Annotated in this window: 20 protein-coding genes; 11 read left to right on the forward strand and 9 right to left on the reverse strand. The window is 72.9% G+C overall.

All coding sequences use genetic code 11. The annotated features are described in order from the left end of the window. The first annotated feature begins 34 nt into the window (after positions 1-34). The 4 genes from ITJ64_RS03500 to ITJ64_RS03515 are packed head-to-tail and all read left to right on the forward strand — an operon-like array spanning position 35 to position 5,281. Entirely contained in the window at positions 35-1,591 is a 1,557-nt protein-coding gene (locus tag ITJ64_RS03500) for an ABC transporter ATP-binding protein (protein WP_194679382.1), read from the forward strand. Continuing rightward, a complete protein-coding gene (locus ITJ64_RS03505; RefSeq protein ID WP_194679383.1) occupies positions 1,588-2,706 on the forward strand; it encodes an ABC transporter permease in 1,119 nt (372 codons plus the stop codon). The genes ITJ64_RS03500 and ITJ64_RS03505 overlap by 4 nt, the downstream gene beginning before the upstream one ends. Continuing rightward, on the forward strand, positions 2,703-3,992 hold the full coding sequence (locus ITJ64_RS03510; RefSeq protein WP_194679384.1) for an ABC transporter permease: 1,290 nt from the start codon (positions 2,703-2,705) through the stop codon (positions 3,990-3,992). Before ITJ64_RS03505 ends, ITJ64_RS03510 begins: the two co-directional genes overlap by 4 nt. 35 nt (positions 3,993-4,027) lie before the next feature. Beyond that, a complete protein-coding gene (locus ITJ64_RS03515) occupies positions 4,028-5,281 on the forward strand; it encodes an amidohydrolase family protein (protein WP_194679385.1) in 1,254 nt (417 codons plus the stop codon). Positions 5,282-5,329: 48 nt separating this feature from the next. On the opposite strand, the gene ITJ64_RS03520 is transcribed toward ITJ64_RS03515, so the two are convergent. Then, positions 5,330-5,776 carry a MarR family winged helix-turn-helix transcriptional regulator gene (locus ITJ64_RS03520; RefSeq protein WP_194679386.1) on the reverse strand — a complete coding sequence of 149 codons (447 nt, stop codon included), beginning with the start codon at positions 5,774-5,776 and terminating at the stop codon, positions 5,330-5,332. A gap of 61 nt (positions 5,777-5,837) precedes the next feature. Here ITJ64_RS03520 and ITJ64_RS03525 point away from each other — a divergent pair, with 61 nt between their 5' ends. Together ITJ64_RS03525 and ITJ64_RS03530 are read left to right on the forward strand one after the other, a co-directional pair. Then, a complete protein-coding gene (locus tag ITJ64_RS03525) occupies positions 5,838-6,203 on the forward strand; it encodes a VOC family protein (protein ID WP_194679387.1) in 366 nt (121 codons plus the stop codon). A gap of 121 nt (positions 6,204-6,324) precedes the next feature. Next, positions 6,325-6,480, forward strand: a complete 156-nt coding sequence (locus ITJ64_RS03530) for a hypothetical protein (RefSeq protein WP_194679388.1) — start codon at positions 6,325-6,327, stop codon at positions 6,478-6,480. 53 nt (positions 6,481-6,533) lie between these two features. Here ITJ64_RS03530 and ITJ64_RS03535 read toward each other — a convergent pair whose 3' ends face one another. Both ITJ64_RS03535 and ITJ64_RS03540 read right to left on the reverse strand, forming a co-directional pair. Then, complete coding sequence (locus ITJ64_RS03535; protein ID WP_194679389.1) at positions 6,534-8,009, reverse strand: APC family permease; 1,476 nt, start codon at positions 8,007-8,009, stop codon at positions 6,534-6,536. 102 nt (positions 8,010-8,111) lie between these two features. Beyond that, positions 8,112-11,312 (reverse strand): DUF2207 domain-containing protein, encoded by a 3,201-nt coding sequence (locus tag ITJ64_RS03540; protein WP_194679390.1) that lies wholly within the window; start codon positions 11,310-11,312, stop codon positions 8,112-8,114. A 61-nt stretch (positions 11,313-11,373) separates the two neighbouring features. Between ITJ64_RS03540 and ITJ64_RS03545 the strand changes: the two genes are divergently transcribed. After that, on the forward strand, positions 11,374-11,664 hold the full coding sequence (locus ITJ64_RS03545) for a putative quinol monooxygenase (protein ID WP_194679391.1): 291 nt from the start codon (positions 11,374-11,376) through the stop codon (positions 11,662-11,664). Between the two features lie 26 nt (positions 11,665-11,690). Here the strand turns inward: ITJ64_RS03545 and ITJ64_RS03550 are convergent, their stop codons facing one another. Together ITJ64_RS03550 and ITJ64_RS03555 are read right to left on the reverse strand one after the other, a co-directional pair. Next, complete coding sequence (locus ITJ64_RS03550) at positions 11,691-13,445, reverse strand: cellulase family glycosylhydrolase (RefSeq protein ID WP_194679392.1); 1,755 nt, start codon at positions 13,443-13,445, stop codon at positions 11,691-11,693. Positions 13,446-13,542: 97 nt separating this feature from the next. Further along, complete coding sequence (locus ITJ64_RS03555; RefSeq protein ID WP_194679393.1) at positions 13,543-13,830, reverse strand: hypothetical protein; 288 nt, start codon at positions 13,828-13,830, stop codon at positions 13,543-13,545. Between the two features lie 126 nt (positions 13,831-13,956). On the opposite strand from ITJ64_RS03555, the gene ITJ64_RS03560 reads away from it, so the two are divergent. Together ITJ64_RS03560 and ITJ64_RS03565 are read left to right on the forward strand one after the other, a co-directional pair. Next, a complete protein-coding gene (locus ITJ64_RS03560) occupies positions 13,957-14,898 on the forward strand; it encodes a DUF6578 domain-containing protein (protein WP_194679394.1) in 942 nt (313 codons plus the stop codon). Positions 14,899-14,907: 9 nt separating this feature from the next. Next, on the forward strand, positions 14,908-15,243 hold the full coding sequence (locus ITJ64_RS03565; protein ID WP_194679395.1) for a LysR family transcriptional regulator: 336 nt from the start codon (positions 14,908-14,910) through the stop codon (positions 15,241-15,243). Positions 15,244-15,301: 58 nt separating this feature from the next. On the opposite strand, the gene ITJ64_RS03570 is transcribed toward ITJ64_RS03565, so the two are convergent. Together ITJ64_RS03570 and ITJ64_RS03575 are read right to left on the reverse strand one after the other, a co-directional pair. Next, complete coding sequence (locus ITJ64_RS03570) at positions 15,302-15,724, reverse strand: DUF2256 and DUF3253 domain-containing protein (protein WP_194679396.1); 423 nt, start codon at positions 15,722-15,724, stop codon at positions 15,302-15,304. Between the two features lie 41 nt (positions 15,725-15,765). After that, positions 15,766-16,137, reverse strand: coding sequence for a PH domain-containing protein (locus ITJ64_RS03575; protein ID WP_194679397.1), 372 nt, complete (start codon positions 16,135-16,137; stop codon positions 15,766-15,768). An 88-nt stretch (positions 16,138-16,225) separates the two neighbouring features. On the opposite strand from ITJ64_RS03575, the gene ITJ64_RS03580 reads away from it, so the two are divergent. Then, positions 16,226-17,059, forward strand: a complete 834-nt coding sequence (locus tag ITJ64_RS03580; RefSeq protein WP_194679398.1) for a TspO/MBR family protein — start codon at positions 16,226-16,228, stop codon at positions 17,057-17,059. After that, the gene (locus tag ITJ64_RS03585; protein ID WP_194679399.1) at positions 17,056-18,762 is read left to right on the forward strand and encodes an MFS transporter; all 1,707 of its coding nucleotides are present in this window, start codon (positions 17,056-17,058) and stop codon (positions 18,760-18,762) included. Before ITJ64_RS03580 ends, ITJ64_RS03585 begins: the two co-directional genes overlap by 4 nt. Here ITJ64_RS03585 and ITJ64_RS03590 read toward each other — a convergent pair. Beyond that, positions 18,750-19,151, reverse strand: coding sequence for a hypothetical protein (locus ITJ64_RS03590; RefSeq protein WP_194679400.1), 402 nt, complete (start codon positions 19,149-19,151; stop codon positions 18,750-18,752). The two genes, ITJ64_RS03585 and ITJ64_RS03590, sit on opposite strands and share 13 nt — an antisense overlap. Continuing rightward, positions 19,148-19,408 (reverse strand): hypothetical protein, encoded by a 261-nt coding sequence (locus ITJ64_RS03595; protein ID WP_194679401.1) that lies wholly within the window; start codon positions 19,406-19,408, stop codon positions 19,148-19,150. The genes ITJ64_RS03590 and ITJ64_RS03595 overlap by 4 nt, the downstream gene beginning before the upstream one ends. Positions 19,409-19,439: the final 31 nt, after the last annotated feature.

Raw genomic sequence — 19,439 nt, forward strand, 5'->3', positions numbered from 1 at the left:
CCCGACCCGTTCCCTCCCCCGACAGGAGCACCCGATGAGCGAGACAGCCGAGACCGACGTGCTGGTGCGCTTGACGGGCATCGTCAAGCGCTTCGGCGCCTTCGTGGCGAACGACCGCATCGACCTCACGGTTCGGGCGGGCACCGTGCACGCGATCGTCGGCGAGAACGGGGCCGGCAAGTCGACGCTGATGAAGATCCTCGCCGGCGAGGAGCGGCCCGACGAGGGCACGATCGAGATCGCCGGGTCGCCCCGCACGTTCTCCTCGCCGCGGGATGCGCAGCAGGCCGGCATCGGCATGGTGCACCAGCACTTCCTGCTCGCCTCGGCGCTGCGAGTGTGGGAGAACGTGGTGCTGGCCGACGAACCCGGATCGGCCTTCCGACTCGACAGCGCCGCCGCCCGCTCACGGGTGGCCGACCTCGCCTCACGCAACGGCTTCGAGGTCGACGTCGACGCGGTCGTGCGCGACGTCGGTGTCGGCGGCCGCCAGCGGGTCGAGATCCTCAAGGTGCTCTACCGCGACGCGCGCATCATCATCCTCGACGAGCCCACCGCCGTGCTCGTGCCGAGCGAGGCCGCGTCGCTGTTCGCCGCCATGCGACGCTTCACCGAGGCGGGCGCCGCCGTCATCTTCATCTCGCACAAGCTCGACGAGGTGCTCGACTTCGCCGATGAGATCACCGTCATCCGGGCCGGGGCCGTCGTCGGCCGCACGACCCCTCAGGAATCGTCCGCCTCCGACCTCGCCGCCCTGATGGTCAAGGTCGCGATGCCGGCCGTCGCCCCGCGGGAGGTCCCGCCGGGCACCGAGGTCGTGCTCGCCGCGCACGGCGTCACCGTGGGCGAGGCCGGCGAGGTGCCGGCGCTCGACGACGTCTCGCTCGAGGTGCACTCCGGCGAGATCGTCGGCATCGCCGGGGTCGAGGGCAACGGCCAGTCGGAGCTGCTGATGGCCCTGCTCGGCCGCGTCGCCCACACCGGGCGCATCAGCATGGGCGGGGAGGACATCGACGGCCTGCCCACCGAGACCCGGCGCGCCCGTGGTCTCGCCTACATCCCCGAAGACCGGCATCGCGACGGCGTCGTGCTGTCGATGGCGCTGCGCGAGAACGCCGCGCTCGGCTACCACGGCCGGCCGCCGGTGAAGCGCGGGCCGTGGTTCAGCCGGTCGGGCGCCGCCGCCCAGGCCCGCGCCATCATCAGCCGCTTCGACGTGCGGGGCGGCGACCCGTCCACGCCCGCGTCGGCGCTCTCGGGCGGCAACCAGCAGAAGTTCATCGTGGGGCGCGAGCTCGGCAGCGATCCGCGCGTGCTGATCGCCGCGCATCCGACCCGCGGTGTCGACATCGGCGCCCAGTCGGCGGTCTGGAGCGAGCTCACCGCCGCGCGCGACCGGGGGCTCGGCACGCTGCTCATCTCGGCCGACCTCGACGAGCTGCTGGCGCTCAGCGACCGGCTGCTCGTGTTCTACCGCGGGCGCATCGTGGGGGCGCTCGACCCGCGGCGGGTGGATGCGCAGGAGCTCGGGGAGTACATGACGGGCGTGCGAGGTCACACCACGAACACCCCCGAAGGAGGTGCCGCATGATCCGGCGCATCACGGTCACCCTGGCTGGCCCCGTCGTCTCGGTGCTGCTCGCCCTGCTCGTCACCACGCTCTTCCTCACCATCGGCGGCTACTCGGCCACGAGCGCCTACGAGGTGATGTGGAACTACGGCATCGAGCCCGCCTCGCTCGTCTCGGCGCTGAACAACGCGGTGCCGCTCTACCTCGCCGGGGTCGCCGCGGCCTTCGCGCTGCGCATGGGCCTGTTCAACATCGGCGTCGACGGCCAGTACCGCGTCGCCGCCCTGGCCGGAGCGGTCGTGGCCGCGAACCTGCCGCTGCCGCTGTACCTGCGACTGCCGATCACGCTGATCGTCTGCTGCGTCACCGGCGCGCTCTGGGCCCTCGTGCCCGCGCTGCTGAAGGTCTACCGGGGCGTCAGCGAGGTGATCACCTCGATCCTGATGAACGCGATCGCCACCACGGTCGTCGCGATCCTGCTGGCCGACGTGTTCCGCTCCGGCGGCGGCCAGAACACCGGCACCGCGATCATCGGCGACGAGGGCGCGATGCCCGTGCTGATCGATCTCGGCATCGGCAACCGCACCTCGATCACGGGCTTCCTCGTCGTGGCGATCGTGGTGGGCATCCTGTTCTACCTGATCCAGTACCGCACGGTCTTCGGCTTCACCCTGCAGGTCGCCTCGCGCTCGCCCGAGGCGGCCGAGTCGGCGGGCATCAAGGTCAACCGGCGCATCATCTGGGCGATGCTCGGCTCCGGCGCGATCGCCGGGCTCGTCGGCATGCCGCACGTGCTGAGCACCGCCTTCCGCTTCGACGGCACCCTGCCCACCGACCTCATGTTCACCGGGCTGGCGGCCGCGCTGCTCGGCCGCTCGCACCCCATCGGCATCGCGGTCGGCGCGTTCATTCTCGCCTTCGTCGAGCGCAGCTCGCAGGTGCTCGGGCTCGTGCAGCTGCCGACCGAGGTCGGCTCGGTGTTCATGGCCGTGATCCTGCTCAGCTCGGCGGTCGGCTACTGGCTCACCGAGCGTGCCGACCAGCGCGTCGCCCTCTGGAACGCGATCCGCCGCCGACGCCGCGAGAACCCGCCGCCCGCCGCTCCCCTGCCGACCGGAATGGAGGCCTCGCGATGACCGACACCGTCGAGCCCACCGCCCCCACCGCTCCGGCGGCGTCCCCGCGCTCGCTCGCCCCGAGCCGCCGCCGGCTGCGCGCCGGACTCCGCTGGGGCCTGCTCGGCCTCGGCCTGATCATCGTCGCCCAGTACGTCGCAGACGCCCCGGGCATCGCGGCCTCGTCGACCTGGGGCTCGGCACTGCGGCTCACCGTGCCGATCGCCGTCGTCGCGATCGGCGGCCTCTACTCCGAGCGCGCGGGCGTCATCAACGTCGGCCTCGAGGGCATGATGATCGGCGGCACCTGGATGGCCGGGGTCTTCGGCTGGCTCTGGGGCCCCTGGGCCGCACTCGGCGGCGGCATCGTGGGCGGGCTCGTGTTCGGGCTGCTGATGGCGGTGCTCTGCATCGAGCTCGGGCTGAACCAGCTCGTCGTCGGTGTCGCCATCAACGTCGTCGCCGGCGCCTCCGCCCGGTTCGCCAGCGACATCGTGTTCAACGGCGTCGACGGCGGCACCATCGCCCGCTCGCCGCGCATCGACGGCTCGCTGCCGGTGCTCAGCGTGCCGTTCCTCTCGGGCGGCCTCGGCACGCCCGACCTCACCGCCGACATGGAGCGGTCGGGCATCCCGGTCGTCTCGCAGCTCGGCGGCATCGTGGGCGGGCTCACGCACGACGTGTCGCTCGCCGCCGTGATCGGGCTGCTGCTCATCCCGGCCACCGCCTACGTGCTCTGGCGCACCAAGTTCGGCCTGCGCTGGCGGGCCGCCGGTGAGGAGCCCGCCGCCCTGCAGGCCCTCGGCGGCAAGGTGCACCGCACCCGCTACATCGCCGTGCTCGTCGGCAGCGGCCTGGCCGGCTTCGCGGGCGGCTACCTGGCGCTCATCTCGCAGGCCTACGTCGAGAACCAGACCGCGGGGCGCGGCTTCATCGGCCTCGCGACCCTGATCTTCGGCAACTGGATGCCCTCGGGCGTCTTCCTCGGATCGTCGCTGTTCGGCTTCTCCGACGCCGTCGGGCTCGGGCGGCCCGAGACGTTCCGGGCGCTGCTGTTCATCCTCGCCGTGATCTTCCTGGTCGTCGGAGCCCTGCGGTTCTGGCGCGGGGCCCGCCGCTCGGGCATCGCACCGCTCGCGCTCGGGGCCGTGCTCGTGCTGGTGTTCCTGTTCGTGCCGCTGCCGCCCGAGCTCGCCACCGCCGCTCCCTACCTCGTCACCCTCGCGGTGCTCGTGGTGGCGGGCACGACGATGCGCCCGCCCGCCGCCCTCGGGCACCTCTTCCCCCGCCGCACCTCGCGCAGCTGACCCGCCGTTCCGCCCTCACCACCCGTCAGGACCCCATGAACCACTCCCTCACCGCCGAGCTCTGGGACGGCACCGCCGCCCGCGGCACCGTCACCCTCGACTGGACGGTCGACGGCACCGACGGCACCATCTCGGGGCTGCGGCCCCTCGGCGACGGAGGCACCGCATCCGCTCGGCCCGAACCGGGCGGGGTCGACGGGTCGCTTCCCGCCGGGTACAGCATCATCCCGGGGCTCGTCGACACCCATGTGCACCTCGTCGGGCACGCCGGGCCCGGCACGGCCGACTTCCTCACCTGGCCGCTCACCACGCGGCCCGAGGAGCAGACCCTGCACGGCCTCGCCAACGCCCGTGCCGCGCTCCGCGGCGGGGTCACGACGCTGCGCGACCTCTCGGCCGACGACATCCAGTTCTCACTGCGGCGGGCGCTCGAGCAGGGGGTCGTCGAGGGCCCGCGGCTGCAGGCGCACGGCATGGTCAGCATGACCGCGGGGCACGGCGACCTCTTCACCCCGCCCGCCTTCCCGCTGCGGAAGCCGGTGGCCGACGGCCCCGACGAGTGCCGCAAGCTGGTGCGGCACTGGGCCCGCGCCGGCGCCGACGGCATCAAGATCGCCACCAGCGGCGGCGTGCTCTCGGTGGGCGACAAGAGCGCCTGGCGCAACTACACCGACGCCGAGATCGACGCGATCGTCGACGAGGCGCACGCACTCGGCCTCCGCGTGGCCGCCCACGCGCACACCGAGGCGGGAATCGACGCTGCCGTCTCGCACGGGGTCGATTCGATCGAGCACGGCACACTGCTGAACGCCGGCCAGTCCGGCCGCATCGCCGCCCTCGGCATCACGGTCGCGCCGACCCTGCTGATCAACGACCGCATCGCGGCCGGCCGCAACGGCGTCTCGCCCGAGCAGGCCGACAAGGCCGCGGCCCTCGTCGTCGAACGCGACTCGCGGATGCGCGAGGCCGCCGAGCTGGGCGTCGACTTCGTGCTGGGCACCGACGCGAACGGTCACCACGTCGACTTCGGCGACCAGATGGAGGAGGTACGGCTGATGGCGGCCACCTTCGGCTGGACGCCGGCGCGGGCCCTGGAGGCGGCGACCTCCCGCGCCGCGCGCGCCATCGGCGAGGAGGGGCGGCTCGGAGTGCTCGCGCCGGGTGCCGCGGCCGACTTCCTCGTGATGGAGGGGCGGCCGTGGGAGGAGCTGGAAGAGCTCGACACGTCCCGGATCGTGGCGGTCGTCTCGCGGGGACGGGTCGTGGCCGGAGCGCTGCCCGGCGCCTGAGGGGCGGACTGCCGTTGGTCTGCCCGGCTTGCGCGGCGGGCGCCGGGGTCAGCCCTCGGCGAGCGCTCCGATGCTGCGGCGGAGCTGGTCGGCGAAGGCCGCCTGCTCGGCGGGGCTCAGGCCTGACTTCATGCGGTCCTCGACGCCTCTCACCGCCGCGCTGGCCTGCGCCAGGAGCGCCCGGCCCTCCGCGGTGAGCTCCGTCGGCAGCACGCGCCCCGACGACGGCTGCTCGGGTCGCGTCACCTGACCGGCCCGCTCGAGCGACTGCAGCAGCACGTTCATCGACTGCCGGGTCACGAAGGCCCCGCGGGCCAGCTCCGAGTTGGACAGCCCGGGACGCTGCGCCAGGAGCTCCAGGCAGGAGTAGTGCGTCACCGTCATGCCGAGCGGCTTCAGCACGGCCTCCATCGCGAGCCGCAGCGCCGTCGCGGCCTCCTTCAGCAGATAGCCGACCGAGGTCGGCAGCTCGATCCCGTTCGACTCGACATCCATGTCAGTATTCTGACATACTCATCTATGTCAACGAACTGACATCGAACGAAAGCGAGTCCCCATGACCTCCTCCGGCCCCGGCTTCATCTCCCTCCAGGTGCGCGACATCGAGGCGTCCGCCGCGTTCTACGAGCAGCACCTCGGCCTCACCCGTCAGGCCGGCCCGCCCCACGCGGTCGTCTTCGACACGACCCCGGCCGCCTTCGCCGTGCGCAGCGTGCTGCCGGGCGTCGACCTCGACGCCGTGCCGCAGCCGGGCATCGGAGTCGCCATCTGGCTGCACACCCCCGACGCCCAGGACGTGCACGACGCGATGGTCGCCGCCGGCGTGCCGATCACGGCCGAACCCGTCGACGGACCGTTCGGGCGCACCTTCACCTTCGCCGACCCCGACGGATATCAGATCACCCTGCACGACCGCGCCTGAGGGGATGCCGACACACTCGGCGCTCCCCTCGCACGGCGCCGACGGAGATGGCATGATTTGGGGACCGGGACCTTCGACGGTTCCGGCCCCCGCACTGCCACCGACTCAAAGGCGAGACACCATGGCGATCGACATCACCTCCGCATACCCCGACATCGCGCGTCAGCACGAGCGCGAGCGCCGCTGGGCGGCCCTCAAGGCCGTGGCCGTCTCGGGTTCGGCCCTCGCGGCCGTCGTTCTGAGCATCCTGGCCCTCTGGGGCCGCCCCGGCATCTGAGCTGCCCCGGCATCTGAGCCCACTGGGCATCTGAGCCCACTCGGCCCCGGCGGCTAGGCCGGCTCGTCGGCGTGCTCGGGGAGGGTGCCGATCCGGTGCCGGCCGCGCAGCAGGTACCAGCCGAGGCCGACCGCCACGACCGCGCCGATGACGATGAGTGCGATGTACTGCAGCGGCCCGTCCGCGCCGTAGACCTCCACCCGCGGCCACGCCAGATTCACCGCCATGCCCGCGCCCCACAGCACCGCGACGATGTTGATGGGCAGACCGAGGCGGCCCAGCGAGAAGGTGCCCGGGCGAGCATCCGTCGACCTGAACTCGCCGCGCAGGCGTCGCACCAGGAGCGGCAGCGTGACGAGCAGGTACGCCAGATAGATCAGGATGACCGCGACGCTCGTGACCGCGGTGAAGATCTGCGGGGTGCCGATGTTGACGGCGAGGATCAGCACCGCGAGCATCCCGATCACCACCGCGGGCACGACCGGGGTGCGGCGGCGGGCGTCGATGCGGGCGAGGGCCGAGGCACCCGGCAGGGCGTTGTCGCGGGCCATCGCGAACACCAGCCGGATGCCCGCCGTGTGCACCGCGAGCGCGCAGACCGTGATCGCCACCACGATGCAGCCGAGGAACACCGAGCCGAGCGGGCCGCCGAGCACCTGCAGCAGGATGCGCTGCAGCCCGCCCGATGGCTCGCCCAGCGCCGGATCGCCGAGGTCGGGCGCGGCGAGGACAGCGGTCAGCAGGATGAGCCCGCCGAGCACGAACGACGCGACGATCGCGCGGAGGATCGCGGTGGGGGCGGTGCGGCGGGGGTCGATCGTCTCCTCGCCGAGCGAGCTCGCGGTGTCGAAGCCGTACATGACGTAGGCCGAGGCGATCGCCGCGATCAGGAACGCCCCCGCGTAGCCGCCCGGCAGACCCTCGCCGAGCCCGGCCGTGTCGAGGAGCACCGTCGGCGGGTTCACCGCGTTCACCCCGAGCGCGACGATCAGCAGCACGGCCGCGACCAGCTCGATCATCACGCCGATGCTGTTGATGCGGGCCATCAGCTTCACGCCGACCGCGTTGACGACCGTGGTGAAGACGATCAGGATCGTGCCCCAGATCACCGCGCTCACCCCGAAGCTCGCGCCCGTGCCGTCGCCGACGAGCTGGAATCCGCTCCACAGTTGCGGCAGCGTCGCCTGGTAGGCGAGCACGACCGCGGCGAGCGAGACGATCGAGGCGATCACCATCAGCCAGCCGGCGAGCCAGCTGACCGTGGGGCCGGCGACGCGCTTGCTCCAGTTGTAGACGGATCCTGCCACCGGATAGCGGGCGGCCAGTTCGGCGAAGCAGAGCGCGACCATGAGCTGGCCGCCGAACACCAGCGGCCACGACCACCAGTAGGCCGGGCCTCCGTTCAGGAAGCCGAAGTAGAACAGCTGGAACGTTCCGGTCAGGATCGAGATGTAGCTGACACCGGCGGCGAAGCTGGCGAACCGGCCGATGCTGCGGGCGAGCGTGGGGCGGTACCCGAACTCAGCCATCCCGTCGTCGCTCTGCCCGCCCACCCGCACCCCGTCCCGGCCGCCCGCCCGGCCACCCCAGTCCACACAGTAGGGGAACTAGGCGCGGCCCGTGGCCGTCGGTCAGCGGCGGCCGGACATGGGGGCGGCGCGGGGGCCGCGGGTGGCGACGAGGGCGAGGGTGGTGCCCGCGGCGGCCGCGAGGGCCGAGAGGGCGAGGGGGGCGAACTCGGGGCGGTCGTCGGGCATGTCGATCGTCATCCAGATGAAGAGGATGATCGCCGCGACCCCGAGGGCCGGTGCGAGCCAGCGCACCAGGTCGCGGCCGGCGCCCGGGGTCGCGAGCGACTCGCGGTGGCGGCGACGCAGCAGCAGGCCGCCGAGGCCGAGGAGGAGCGCCAGGCCGCCGAGCGCGACGACGACCGCGACCGGCAGCACGGCCGCGGTGCGGGTCGCGGCGAGGGCGGACGGGTCGGGGCCCGCGAAGGTCCCGGCCGGGAAGTCCAGGCGCGCGCCGAGGTCGTCGACGGTCAGCTCGAAGGGCCAGCCGGCGTCGCCGTCCTGACGGAGGTCGAGCACCCAGGAGCGCACGCCGTCCGCGACCGAGGTCGAGTCGCCCGAGGGCTCGAGCTCGGACGCCACCGCACCGAAGGGCACGACGTCCTCGGCCCACTGGTTCGGCTCCTCGGCCGAGTCGGTGTCCCGGGTGATCCAGCCGCCGGCCACCGCCTCGCCGGCGAGGGCCTCGGGCACCCGCAGCTCGAGCCGAAGCGGGTCGAGCCCGGGGTCGTCGCCCCAGTTCGAGTCGTACTCCCAGCCCTCGAGCAGGGCGGCCCAGCGCACCGAGTCGACGACGGCATCCGGGTCGGACGCGCCGGAACCCGAGCCGCCCGACACCGGGGCCTGCGCCACCGCCGCCGAACCCAGCACGTAGTCGACCTCCACCTCGTGCGACCCGCTGAGCACCTCCGTCAGCCGCGTCACGAGCAGCAGCGTGTCGCCGTCGGGCCGGGTCTCGAACCGCGCCGAGGAGCCGTCGACGCGCACGTCCTCCACGCTCAGCCCGAGGTCCTGCCCGTCGATCTCGCGGGGCCACTGCTGGGCGAACTGCGGCACCCGCGAGCCCTCGTCGTCGAAGGTGACGTCCAGCCGCTCGGTGACGGCGAGTCGGGCGGTGCCGTCGTCGGAGCGCGTGAGCTCCGCGACCGCGTCGAGCGATTCCACCTTCGTGAACGTTGCGCCGGGCACGTCGGCCGAGTAGGTGGCGTAGTCGAACGAGCGCGGGAAGGGAGTGGGCAGCAGCGCCACGGAGGCGATGGCTCCGGCCACGACGAGCAGGGCGAGCATCCGGAGCCCGATGCGGCCGCCGCCGAGGAACGACCTCGACCGCCAGCCCCGGCTGGAGTCCTCGCCGAGCTCCTGGTCGATCAGGGCGACGACGCCGCGACCGGCATCGCGGGGCGGCGACATCAGAACGGCGTAGGCCAGGGCGTCTTCGCGGAGGGGGCCGCGGGCGAGCATGCGGGTGCGCTCGGCGTAGACGCCGACGCCGCGCAGGTGCTGCTTGAGCAGGGCGCCCTTGCGGGTCAGCGGGCGCGAGGTGAGCGCGATCGCGAGCACCACGACGGCGACGACCGACGACAGCAGCACGAACGCGACCGGCCACCACACCACCGCGAGCACGGTCTGGTGCGAGAGCTGCCGCACGAGCCCCCACTGCACCACGGTCAGCGCGAGCGGGGCGGCGATGAACAGGTCGCGCACGAAGCCGCGGGGTATGCGACGGATGCCCTCCCGCACCTGCCCCGCCCGCTCCGACGCCGTGAGGTACCGGCCGAGGGCGCGGGGCCGGTCGCCGAGCCGACCCGTGCGCGCGGCGACGCGGGACGCCTCGCGCAGCAGACGCTGGCGGGCGGCACTGGGCGCCGGCGGAGCGGTCGTGCCGGTCTTCTTCCGGCGGCCCCAGCGGCGCTTCGACGTGGCCGCGCGCGGAGCCGATCGGGCCCGCGCGAGCGCCTCGGCGAGCTCGAGCGCGGCCGGCTCGCGGAGGATCTGCGCGGCCATCCGCACCGAGACCCCCGCCGGCGGGTCGTACTGGGCGATGAACCAGGGGCGCCCGCGGGCGTCGCTCCAGGCCACGGCGCGGGCGGCCAGCGCGAGCAGGAGGGTGGCGATCAGGATGGCGAGCGGCGCCAGCGGGCCGTACGTCTGCAACCAGAACAGGGCCGTCGGTGCGGGCATCGTGAAGGTGCCGGGCTCGAAGACCATCCGGAAGCGGGCCTGGGCGTACGGCGGGATGTTCTGGTCGTTGGTGAAGCCGTAGCGGGTGGTGCCCGGGTCGGGGCCGGGCTCGGGGGCGAGCCACTCGCCGCCGCCGATCAGGAGCCAGGCCAGGGTGCCGCGGGGCTGCTGCAGCAGCTGGGCGTCGACGTCGTCGGGCAGCGTGACCGAGACGTCGAGGCCGGCGAGGGCCTGGCGCCAGTCGGGGCCGAAGACGTCCCACTCGAGCAGGTCGACGGGGGCGGTGTCGGGGTTCTCGTCGTCGTCGGTGTTCGAGGCGTCGGCCTGGGTGGTGAGATAGGCGAGGTCGTGGAGGTCGTAGGCGATGACGAAGACGTGGTCGCCCTGGAGCACGGCGCTGCCGCCGGGGACCGGGGCGGAGGTGCCGGGGGCATCGGGGCCCAGCGCGTCGGGGCCGGAAACGGCGGAGCCGCCGGCGGCCGGCTCGAGGTCGAGGGTCAGCTGGTCGGTCGTCTCGCTGCGGCGCGGCTCGACGGCCACCCCGTCGACGGTCGCGGTGATGTCCGACGGGTCGAGGGCGTGGCCCTGGTACTGCGTCGCCAGCACCCGGCGGATGCCGGTCACCTCGACGTCGTCGGGGAAGAACGCGGTGATCGTCTCCTCGACGTGGGCGGTCAGGCGGCCGTCGTCGCCCCGCTCGACGGTGTAGTCGACGTCGAAGTCGCGGGCGATCCAGGTGTCGGTGGCGGTGTCGGCGGATCCGGTGATGTCCTCGAGGCTCAGCGGTTCGTTGATCACCGGGCCGAACAGCAGCACGAGGCCGCCGACGGCGACCAGCGCCCAGAACGCGCGGATCCCGTTCCGCAGCCGCGTTCCGCCGTGCGACCGCAGCCAGGCCTCGGCGCCGAGCAGCCACCGCGAGAGCACGACCCAGAGCGCGGTGTGCTGCGGCGGAGCATCCACCACCCGCTCGCCGCCTGCACCTGTGCCCGCGCCTGCACCGCTGTCGCCGCTGATGTCGTCTCCCCCGTCGCCGTCACCCACCGCGCTGGCCGGCCCACCCGCCGAGCAGCCGCGGCTCACGGGTCGAGCCTACGAGAACCGGGGCCGATCCGCCCCATCGCCGGCTCGCTACAGTGGGCGCATGACCGACGTGCACCTGGTGGGCCGCCTGATCTGCGCGGATGCTCGGCAGGCGTCCATCGTCGCCGAGCACCTCCCGGCGCATCTCGCCCTGACCCGCGCGGAGCCCGGCTGCCTCTCGTTCGAGGTGACCCCCACCTCGGGCCCCCTGATCTGGAGCGTCGAGGAGCACTTCGACGGCGAACCCTCCTTCCGCGCCCACCAATCCCGCGCCGCCTCGAGCCCCTGGGGCCGCGCCACGGCGCACCTGACCCGCGACTACACGATCACGGGCCTCCCCGCCGACGACTGACCACTCGCGGAGGGCGCTTGCAATGGCTAGCGGACGGTGACCGTGAGGGTGGGGGACGTCGGGGCCTTGGGGGCCGTGACCTGGAGGCCGACGCGGACCGACTGGCCGGGGGTGAGGGCGGCCGCCCAGTCGGCTCCGGTGCAGGTGATCGAGGTCTTCGGGACCGCCGTGCAGCTCATGCCCCAGGAGTTCGCGATCGAGGTGACCGTGGGGTCGGGCCAGGTGACGGTCCAGCCGGAGAGCTTCGTGGTGGCCGTGACCGTGACGTCGGCGACATAGCCCTCGCCCCAGGCGCTCTGCAGGGCCCAGGCCGCCGTCGCCGCCGGGGCGGTGGGGGCGGGTGGCGCCGGGGTGGTCGTCGGCTTCGGCGTGGGCGCCGGAGTGGCGGTGGAGGTCGGCTTCGGGGTCGGAGCGGGAGTGGACGTCGGCTTCGGGGTGGGCGAGGCGGTCATCGTCGGCTTCGGCGTCGGAGCGGGCGTCGCCGTCGGCTTCGGAGTCGGCGCCGGGGTGGAGGTCGGCTTGGGCGTCGGCGCCGGGGTGGACGTCGGCTTCGGGGTCGGCGCCGGGGTGGAGGTGGGCTTCGGGGTCGCCGGGGTCGTGGGCGCCGGGGTCGGCGTGGGGACGGGGGTGCCCGCGCCGAGGAGGGGGCGGAGGGCGGTGAGCTTGGCCGACTGCGGGGTCGTCCAGTCGTCTTTCACGAGGCCGCCGGTGTCGCCGCTGTTGGGGTTGAACGACCAGTAGGCGAAGCTCAGCTTCTTCGTGGCGAGGTAGTCGACCAGCTTCGCCAGCCACTGCTGGTCGCTGCGGGTCTCGAGTTTCGTGCCGAACTCGCCGAGCAGCACCGGCGCGATCTTCTTCGTGGCGATGAAGCCCCAGTTCTTCTCCCACACCGCCGGCAGGTTCGCCGGGTAGTCGGGCGCCTGGAACCAGCTCTGCGCGAAGACCGTCGACGGATAGTCGTGCGGCGAGTAGACGACGCGGTTCGCCACCGACAGCGTGACGGGCTTGCTCGCGACGCCGGCGAGGCCGCCGCCCCACCAGGTGGAGCTGCCGTCGGGCTGCCGCTCGACGCCCTCGACCACGATCAGCAGCTTCGGGTTGACCGCCAGCACCGCGTTGCCCGCCCGGGTCGCCGCCGCCTGCCAGTCGCGGGACGCGTCACCGCAGCCCCAGCACGCGCTGCCGTGCGGCTCGTTGTGCAGGTCGACGCCGATCACCGCCGGGTTCGTCTTGTAGCGGGTGGCGAGGGCCTTCCAGTCGGCGATCCACTTCGCCTCGCTGTACCGCCCCGTGTACCAGAGCTCGGACTGCCCGCCCGAGTCGGGCCGGTGCCGGTCGAGGATCACGTTCAGCCCGTAGGCGTTCGCCCGCGCGATCACGCGGTCGAGCAGCTGCAGCACGGTGAGCTTCGAGAGCCCGGGATTGACCTGCTCGTTGATCGAGTTCGGCGCCGCCTGCGCGAGGCACTCGTTCGAGAACGGCAGCCGGATCGTGTTGAACCCCATCGACGCGATCTGCCCCATGCCGGCATCGAGCGAGATCGACCAGAGGCCGTGGGGCGCGCAGTTCGAGGTCTCCATGCCGAACCAGGCCGCGGCCTTGACCACGTAGGGCGTGTTCGACGCGGTGACGATCTGGGCGCCGCTCGTGTGCAGCCAGCCGGGCAGCCCGGCCGCCTGCGCCGACGGGGCGACGCTCGGCGAGACCAGCCCCACGACGACCAGCGCTGCGGCGGCGAGCGACGCGGCGAGCCTGCGCCCGATGCGTGTGCGTGCGCTCATCTCGCCCCTTCCCCGGCACCCCCTGAGGCCGGGAGTGGGTTCATGGTAGCCGACCCCCGCATCCGCTGTGGGGGCTGTGGAGAAAAAGCGGTCGCGGTCAGGTTGTGATGAAGAAGAACATCAGGATGAACGGGACCGCCGACACCACGATGCCGACGGTGCTCACCCACCGCGCGGCCGAGGGGCGCGAGCGCAGCACCGAGATCATGCCGATGAACAGCCCGAGCGACGCGAGGATGAGCGGCAGCCACGTCGGGATGCCGGCCACGAGCAGCACGATGGCCGCCACCCCGCCGACGATCGAGACGATGGCGGTGGCGTCGATGCCGCCGCGCGGGGCCTGCAGGGTCTGGGGGCGCTGGGTGGGGTCGTCGAGATCCGACATGCGGCTCCTCCTTCTGTGGTGGGCGGTCTGTGGTGGGCGGTGCTTCCAGTGAACGAGGGGGCGACGGATGCGGCAAGGGGTCGCCGCGAAGCCGGGCGGTCTGAGCGACAGGCGTAGCGTGGGGGGATGCTGATCGAGGTCGTGGTTCCGGGGTGGGAGCACGCGTGCTGCGGCGAGGCGTTCGCCGTGGGGGACGCGGTGGCGTTCCGGCTGCACGCCGCTCCGCCCGCCGACGCCGGCACGGTCGGGCCGGGCGGTCCGCACACCGGGCTGCCGCGGTTCGTCGAGGAGCACCACGGCCAGACCCCCGAGGACGTTCCGCAGTGGGAGGTTCCGGGCCGGGTCGTCGCGATCGAGGCCGTCGAGTACGGGCGACGGGAGAGGCCCGGTCAGCCCCGAGTGTTCGAGTGGGACGAGCAGGAGCGCAGCGCGCATCCGCTCGACACCGTCGCCGCCCGGGCCCAGGGGCCCGACGAGTACCTCGTCACCGTACAGGTCGACGACGGCGCCGCCCTGCCCGAGTACCGGCGCAGCGTCGAGGACGTGACGCACGAGCGGCTGCGGCTCGAGGCCATCGCCCGCGCCGATCGGCGGGCGGCCGACCCCGTCGGACTGCGCCTGGGCGCGCTCGCCGACCTGCTCGAGGAGCACTGGGGCGAGGCCGGCGTGATCGGGCGTTCCTCGACGGGGGCGAACCTCAGCTTCACGCCGCATCGTCCCGGCGCCGCCCTGTCGTGGTCGAGGAGCGACGCCGCCGACGACGCGATCGGCGTCGCGCTCGGTGGCGGGCGCTTCGGTCTCGGCGCCGACGACGACGGGGTGCGGATGCTCGAGGCCTTCGTCGAGGCCGCCGCCACCGGTCGCGTGCAGGAGCGGGTGCGCGAGACCCCCGAGGGGGTCGAGTTCACGACCGAGGTGCTGGGCGATCACGGGGTGCTCGACCGCGCGATCCGCACGGCGAACGTCTTCCGCTCGGGCGGCTTCATGGCGATCGGCGGCCCGGTGCGGGAGCGGCTGGAGCGGGGCGATCACCGCTGGGCACCGTGGGGCGGCGGAGAACCCCGGTAGCCTGGGGGCGTGGACATCAGCGCGCTCCGTCACTTCCTCGCCGTCGCCGACGAGGGTGACTGGTCGCGCGCCGCGAACGCCGAGCACGTCTCGCGGGCGACGATCCAGGCGTCCGTCGCGGCGCTCGAGGCCGATCGGCAGGAGCAGCTGGTCGTGGCCGACGATGACGGCGTGCGGTTGACGGATGCGGGGCTCGCCTTCCGCCCCGAGGCCCGCGGTCGCGTGGCGAAGGCCCCGGCTCCGGCACCCAAGGCCGGCGGCAAGGCGAAGGCCTCGAAGGGCAAGGGCCGCGCGCCCATCGTCAAGGGCCAGCCCAAGCCCTACCCCAAGCGCCAGGGCCGCTAGCACCCGCCTGTCCGGCGCGACCCGGTGGCGTCCACGGGCGCGGGCAGCCGACCGGTCGCTAGGGGCGGCGTCGACGGATGCGGATCGGGCCCTTCGCGGTGGACGGATCCACGACCGAGCCGCCCTGGGTGATCTCCACCTCGCCCGCCGCGACCAGCCGCCGCGCGGCCTGCCGGGCGGGCTCCATCAGGTCTCGCCAGGTGTCCTCCTCGCCCACCGCCCGGGCCGCGTCGGAGGGGCAGATCGTCGACGTCGCCGCACGCGCCGCGAGCAGCTCGAGGATCGTGCTCTCGAGCCGCCGATCGACGTCGCCGAGGCCGCGCTTCCGGCACGCATCCGAGCAGTAGCGCACCTCGGCCCAGTTCGCGGCCCACTTGGCCCGCCATTGCATGCGCCGCCCGCAGACGGCGCAGGTCTTCTCGTCGCCCGGACCGCCCTGCCCGGCCGTCTCCCCCGACTTCACCCGCTGCCGATGCGCCATCCCTCCAGTCTCCCCCTCGGGCAGCCCTTCGGGGCCGCCGCTCAGCTCGACTGGAGGACGGCCCAGGCGATCAGGCTGTCGAGGCGACGCACGTCGGCACCCTTGGCGAGCTTCACCTTGATGTGCCCGGCGCGGGTCCACAGCTCGATCTCCGAGTTGAAGTCGAGCTTGCCGGCGTTCTCCGACGACCACATGTTGATGGCGCTGTAGGGCAGGGAGTAGATCTCGACCTTCTTGCCGGTGATGCCCTGGGCGTCCCGCACGATCAGCCGCTTCGTCGTGAAGACCGCCGAATCCCGGAAGGTGCGGAACGCGGCGATCGCCTGTTCTCCCTGCAGCAGCAGAGCACTGACGTCGTCGGGGATCGGGATCTCGTTCTGAAGGGTCCACGTCAGCAGCGGCGCGGTGTCCATGCGGCAATGCTCGCACAGGTGGCGCTCAAAGCATTTAGGTAATAAAGTTACTAAGGTAGTTAGCGAAAAACATAGCGAGGAGAGAGACATGACTGAGCCGACGAGAGCGGACCGGGTGCGGCAGATCGTCGTCATCTCCAGCGCCGTGTTCGCCGTCATCGGGTCGTTCGTCGGCTCGGGCGCCGCTGGAGGAACGCCCATTCAGAGCGCGGCCGGCGGTGCGCTGAGCGCCGACTCCACCCTGATCGCTCCGGCCGGGCCCGCCTTCTCGATCTGGTCGGTGATCTACACGGGGCTGATCGCCTACGCGATCTGGCAGGCCCTGCCGAAGCAGGCCGCGCGCGAGCGCAACCGCCGGCTGGGCTACCCGATCGCGGTCACGCTCGTGCTGAACGCCGCCTGGATCCTCAGCGTGCAGGCCGGCCTGCTCTGGCTCAGCTGCGTCGTGATCGTGGCGCTCCTCGTCGCACTGCTCGTCACCTTCGTGCTCGTGCTGCGCACCCGCCGCCGCCCGCAGGGGATCGTCGAGTCGATCGTGCTCGACGGCACCGTCGGCCTCTACCTCGGCTGGGTGTCGATCGCCACCGCGGCCAACCTCACCGCCGGCTTCCAGACCGCCGGCTTCGACGGCTTCGGCTGGGCCCCGGACGCCTGGGGCATCCTGATCGTCATCGTCGCCGGGCTCGCCGGGCTGGCCCTCGCGCTGTACGGCCGCGGCCGGCTCTCGCCCACGGCGTCGCTCGCCTGGGGTCTCGTCTGGGTGGCGGTCTCGCGCACCACCGGCGAGCTCGTCTCGGCGCCCGTCGCCACCACCGCCGCGATCGTCGCGATCTCGCTCGTGGTCGCGACCGTCGTCATCCGCCTCGCCCTCGGCCGCACCGGCACGACCCGCACCTCCGACGACGCCGCCGCCCGCGCATGACGACCGCGCGCCCTACACCCGGAGCCTCGCCCACACCCGGAGCACCCACCGCACCCTCCTCCCGCGCCCGCTGGGCGGGCCTCGTCTTCATCAGCGTCGCCGTCGCGCTGATCATCGTCGATTCCACCATCGTCAACGTCGCGATCCCCTCGATCATCGACGACCTGGGGATAACTTCCACCCAGGTGCAATGGGTGCAGGAGTCGTACACCCTCGTCTTCGCCGCCCTGCTGCTCGTCTTCGGCACCCTCGCCGACCGCTTCGGCCGCCGCCGCATGCTGATCATCGGCGTCGCCGTGTTCGCGGCGTCGAGCATCCTGGCCGCCACCGCCCCGACCGGCGACCTGCTGATCGCCGCCCGCGTGGCCCAGGGCGTCGGCGGCGCGATGGTGCTGCCGACCACGCTCTCCCTGATCAACGCCACCTTCCGCGGCCGCGAGCGCGCCCTCGCATTCGCCGTCTGGGGCTCCACGATCGGCGGCATGACGGCCGTCGGCCCGCTCCTCGGCGGCTGGCTGACCACCTACTTCTCCTGGCGCTGGGCCTTCGGCATCAACATCCCGCTCGGCGTGGTGATCATCGTCGGCGTGCTCGTGTTCGTGCGCGAGTCCAAGGAGCCGCTCACCGCATCCGGAACCCCGCGCCGTGTCGACGTCGTCGGCGCCCTGCTCTCGGTGCTCGCGAGCGCGACCCTCGTGTTCGGCCTGATCGAGGGCCGCACCTACGGCTGGTGGCTCACCGAGACGGCCCCGCAGCTCGGCGGCTGGACGTGGCCGTTCGCCCTCTCCCCCGTGCCCGTCGCCTTCGCGGTGGCCGTCGCGAGCGGCGTCGGCTTCGTGGTGTGGGGCCGCTCCCGCGAGAAGCAGGGCAAGAGCGCGATGCTAGCGTTCGACCTGTTCCGCATCCCGAGCTTCCGCAACGGCAACCTGGCGGCGATGATCGTGTCGCTCGGCGAGTTCGGCATCATCCTCTCGCTGCCCCTCTGGCTGCAGAACGTGCTCGGCTTCGACGCGCTGCAGACGGGGTTCATCCTCGTCGCGCTCGCGGTGGGGTCGTTCGTGGCGTCGGGGTTCGCGGGGGCGTTCGGCAACCGCATCCGGGCCGTGGTGATCGTGCGCGTCGGTCTCGCCGCCGAGATCGTGGGCGTCGCGGGGCTCGGGGTCGTGATCGGGCCCGACACCGCGTGGGGCCTGCTCATCCCGTTCCTGTTCGTCTACGGCTTCGGTGTCGGTCTCGCGACCGCGCAGCTGACAGGCGTGGTGCTTCGCGACGTGCCGGTCGAGCAGAGCGGCCAGGGCTCGGGCACGCAGAGCACTGCCCGGCAGATCGGCTCGGCCCTCGGCATCGCCGTGCTGGGCACCGTGCTGTTCACCACGGCGTCGCTGCAGCTCGACGCGCGCCTCGCCGACAGCGGGGTTCCGGATGCGCAGCGGCAGCAGATCGTCAGCCAGGTCGTCGACAGCTCGGGGGCCGCGATCGCGGGGCTCGAGAACGACCCGGCGCTGGCCGATGCGGTGACGGATGCGAAAGCCGCCTTCTCGGAAGGCACCCGCTACTCGGCCTTCGCCGCCGCGGGATTCCTCGCGATCGGCTTCCTCGCCACCCTGCGCCTCGGCGCCGGCCCCGCCGCACTCGGACGCCGCGACCGCGACGAGCAGCCCGAGCACGAGCAGCCCGAGACCGCCCCCGATCAGAGCCGGTAGAAGTCCCCCACCAGCGCCACGACGCAGAGCGCCGGCGCCAGCACGACGAGCAGCAGCCCGGCGCGCAGAAGCCAGGTGATCCGCAGGACACTGCGCCGAGCATCCGCCCCACCCGGCATGGCGGCGGCCGCGAACACCGCCACCATCAGCCCACCGAGCAGCGCCCCCACCCAGAACAGCCGCTCCCAGCTGTCGACGAGCACCCCGGCGAACCAGCCCGAGAAGATCACCGACCCGCAGACGACCGCCATGACCAGCGCCGAGGCGGCGAAGAGCACGGCGGCGTGACGCTCCAGCTCGGCCCGACGGAGATCGAGCCGAGCAGACGCCGGAGAAGAAGAAGAGGAAGAAGAGGAAGAAGAAGAGGAGCCGCCGGCGGCCGGACTCACGTCAGCGACGGAAGCTTCGCCAGAGCCTCGTCGGCCTTCTCCTCGCTCACCCCGAGCTTCTCGACGAGCAGCGACCGCGCCGGCCCCTGATCGCCCTGACGCAGCGACTGGTAGGCCGCGTCGGCCTCGCGCCCGAGCTCGGGCGTCGGGCGCTTGGTGACGCCGAGCTGGTCGGCGAGTTCCTGCGCGGTGGTGACGCCGTAGGCCTTCTGCAGGGCCGAGGGGAGGCGGTAGCCGCCGAGGGTTCCGAGATCCATGGGGTGATTCCTTTCGAGAGGGGCGATGAGG

Origin of the sequence: Herbiconiux sp. VKM Ac-1786 (genome assembly GCF_015350805.1) — a bacterium.
GTDB lineage: Bacteria > Actinomycetota > Actinomycetes > Actinomycetales > Microbacteriaceae > Herbiconiux.

Excerpts from the sequence above, each read along its gene's own strand:
- ITJ64_RS03500 (WP_194679382.1), top strand. The coding sequence starts at position 35 with ATGAGCGAGACAGCCGAGACCGACGTGCTGGTGCGCTTGACGGGCATC.
- ITJ64_RS03505 (WP_194679383.1), top strand. The coding sequence starts at position 1,588 with ATGATCCGGCGCATCACGGTCACCCTGGCTGGCCCCGTCGTCTCGGTG.
- ITJ64_RS03510 (WP_194679384.1), top strand. The coding sequence starts at position 2,703 with ATGACCGACACCGTCGAGCCCACCGCCCCCACCGCTCCGGCGGCGTCC.
- ITJ64_RS03515 (WP_194679385.1), top strand. The coding sequence starts at position 4,028 with ATGAACCACTCCCTCACCGCCGAGCTCTGGGACGGCACCGCCGCCCGC.
- ITJ64_RS03520 (WP_194679386.1), bottom strand. The coding sequence starts at position 5,776 with ATGGATGTCGAGTCGAACGGGATCGAGCTGCCGACCTCGGTCGGCTAT.
- ITJ64_RS03525 (WP_194679387.1), top strand. The coding sequence starts at position 5,838 with ATGACCTCCTCCGGCCCCGGCTTCATCTCCCTCCAGGTGCGCGACATC.
- ITJ64_RS03530 (WP_194679388.1), top strand. The coding sequence starts at position 6,325 with ATGGCGATCGACATCACCTCCGCATACCCCGACATCGCGCGTCAGCAC.
- ITJ64_RS03535 (WP_194679389.1), bottom strand. The coding sequence starts at position 8,009 with ATGGCTGAGTTCGGGTACCGCCCCACGCTCGCCCGCAGCATCGGCCGG.
- ITJ64_RS03545 (WP_194679391.1), top strand. The coding sequence starts at position 11,374 with ATGACCGACGTGCACCTGGTGGGCCGCCTGATCTGCGCGGATGCTCGG.
- ITJ64_RS03550 (WP_194679392.1), bottom strand. The coding sequence starts at position 13,445 with ATGAGCGCACGCACACGCATCGGGCGCAGGCTCGCCGCGTCGCTCGCC.
- ITJ64_RS03555 (WP_194679393.1), bottom strand. The coding sequence starts at position 13,830 with ATGTCGGATCTCGACGACCCCACCCAGCGCCCCCAGACCCTGCAGGCC.
- ITJ64_RS03560 (WP_194679394.1), top strand. The coding sequence starts at position 13,957 with ATGCTGATCGAGGTCGTGGTTCCGGGGTGGGAGCACGCGTGCTGCGGC.
- ITJ64_RS03570 (WP_194679396.1), bottom strand. The coding sequence starts at position 15,724 with ATGGCGCATCGGCAGCGGGTGAAGTCGGGGGAGACGGCCGGGCAGGGC.
- ITJ64_RS03575 (WP_194679397.1), bottom strand. The coding sequence starts at position 16,137 with ATGGACACCGCGCCGCTGCTGACGTGGACCCTTCAGAACGAGATCCCG.
- ITJ64_RS03580 (WP_194679398.1), top strand. The coding sequence starts at position 16,226 with ATGACTGAGCCGACGAGAGCGGACCGGGTGCGGCAGATCGTCGTCATC.
- ITJ64_RS03585 (WP_194679399.1), top strand. The coding sequence starts at position 17,056 with ATGACGACCGCGCGCCCTACACCCGGAGCCTCGCCCACACCCGGAGCA.
- ITJ64_RS03595 (WP_194679401.1), bottom strand. The coding sequence starts at position 19,408 with ATGGATCTCGGAACCCTCGGCGGCTACCGCCTCCCCTCGGCCCTGCAG.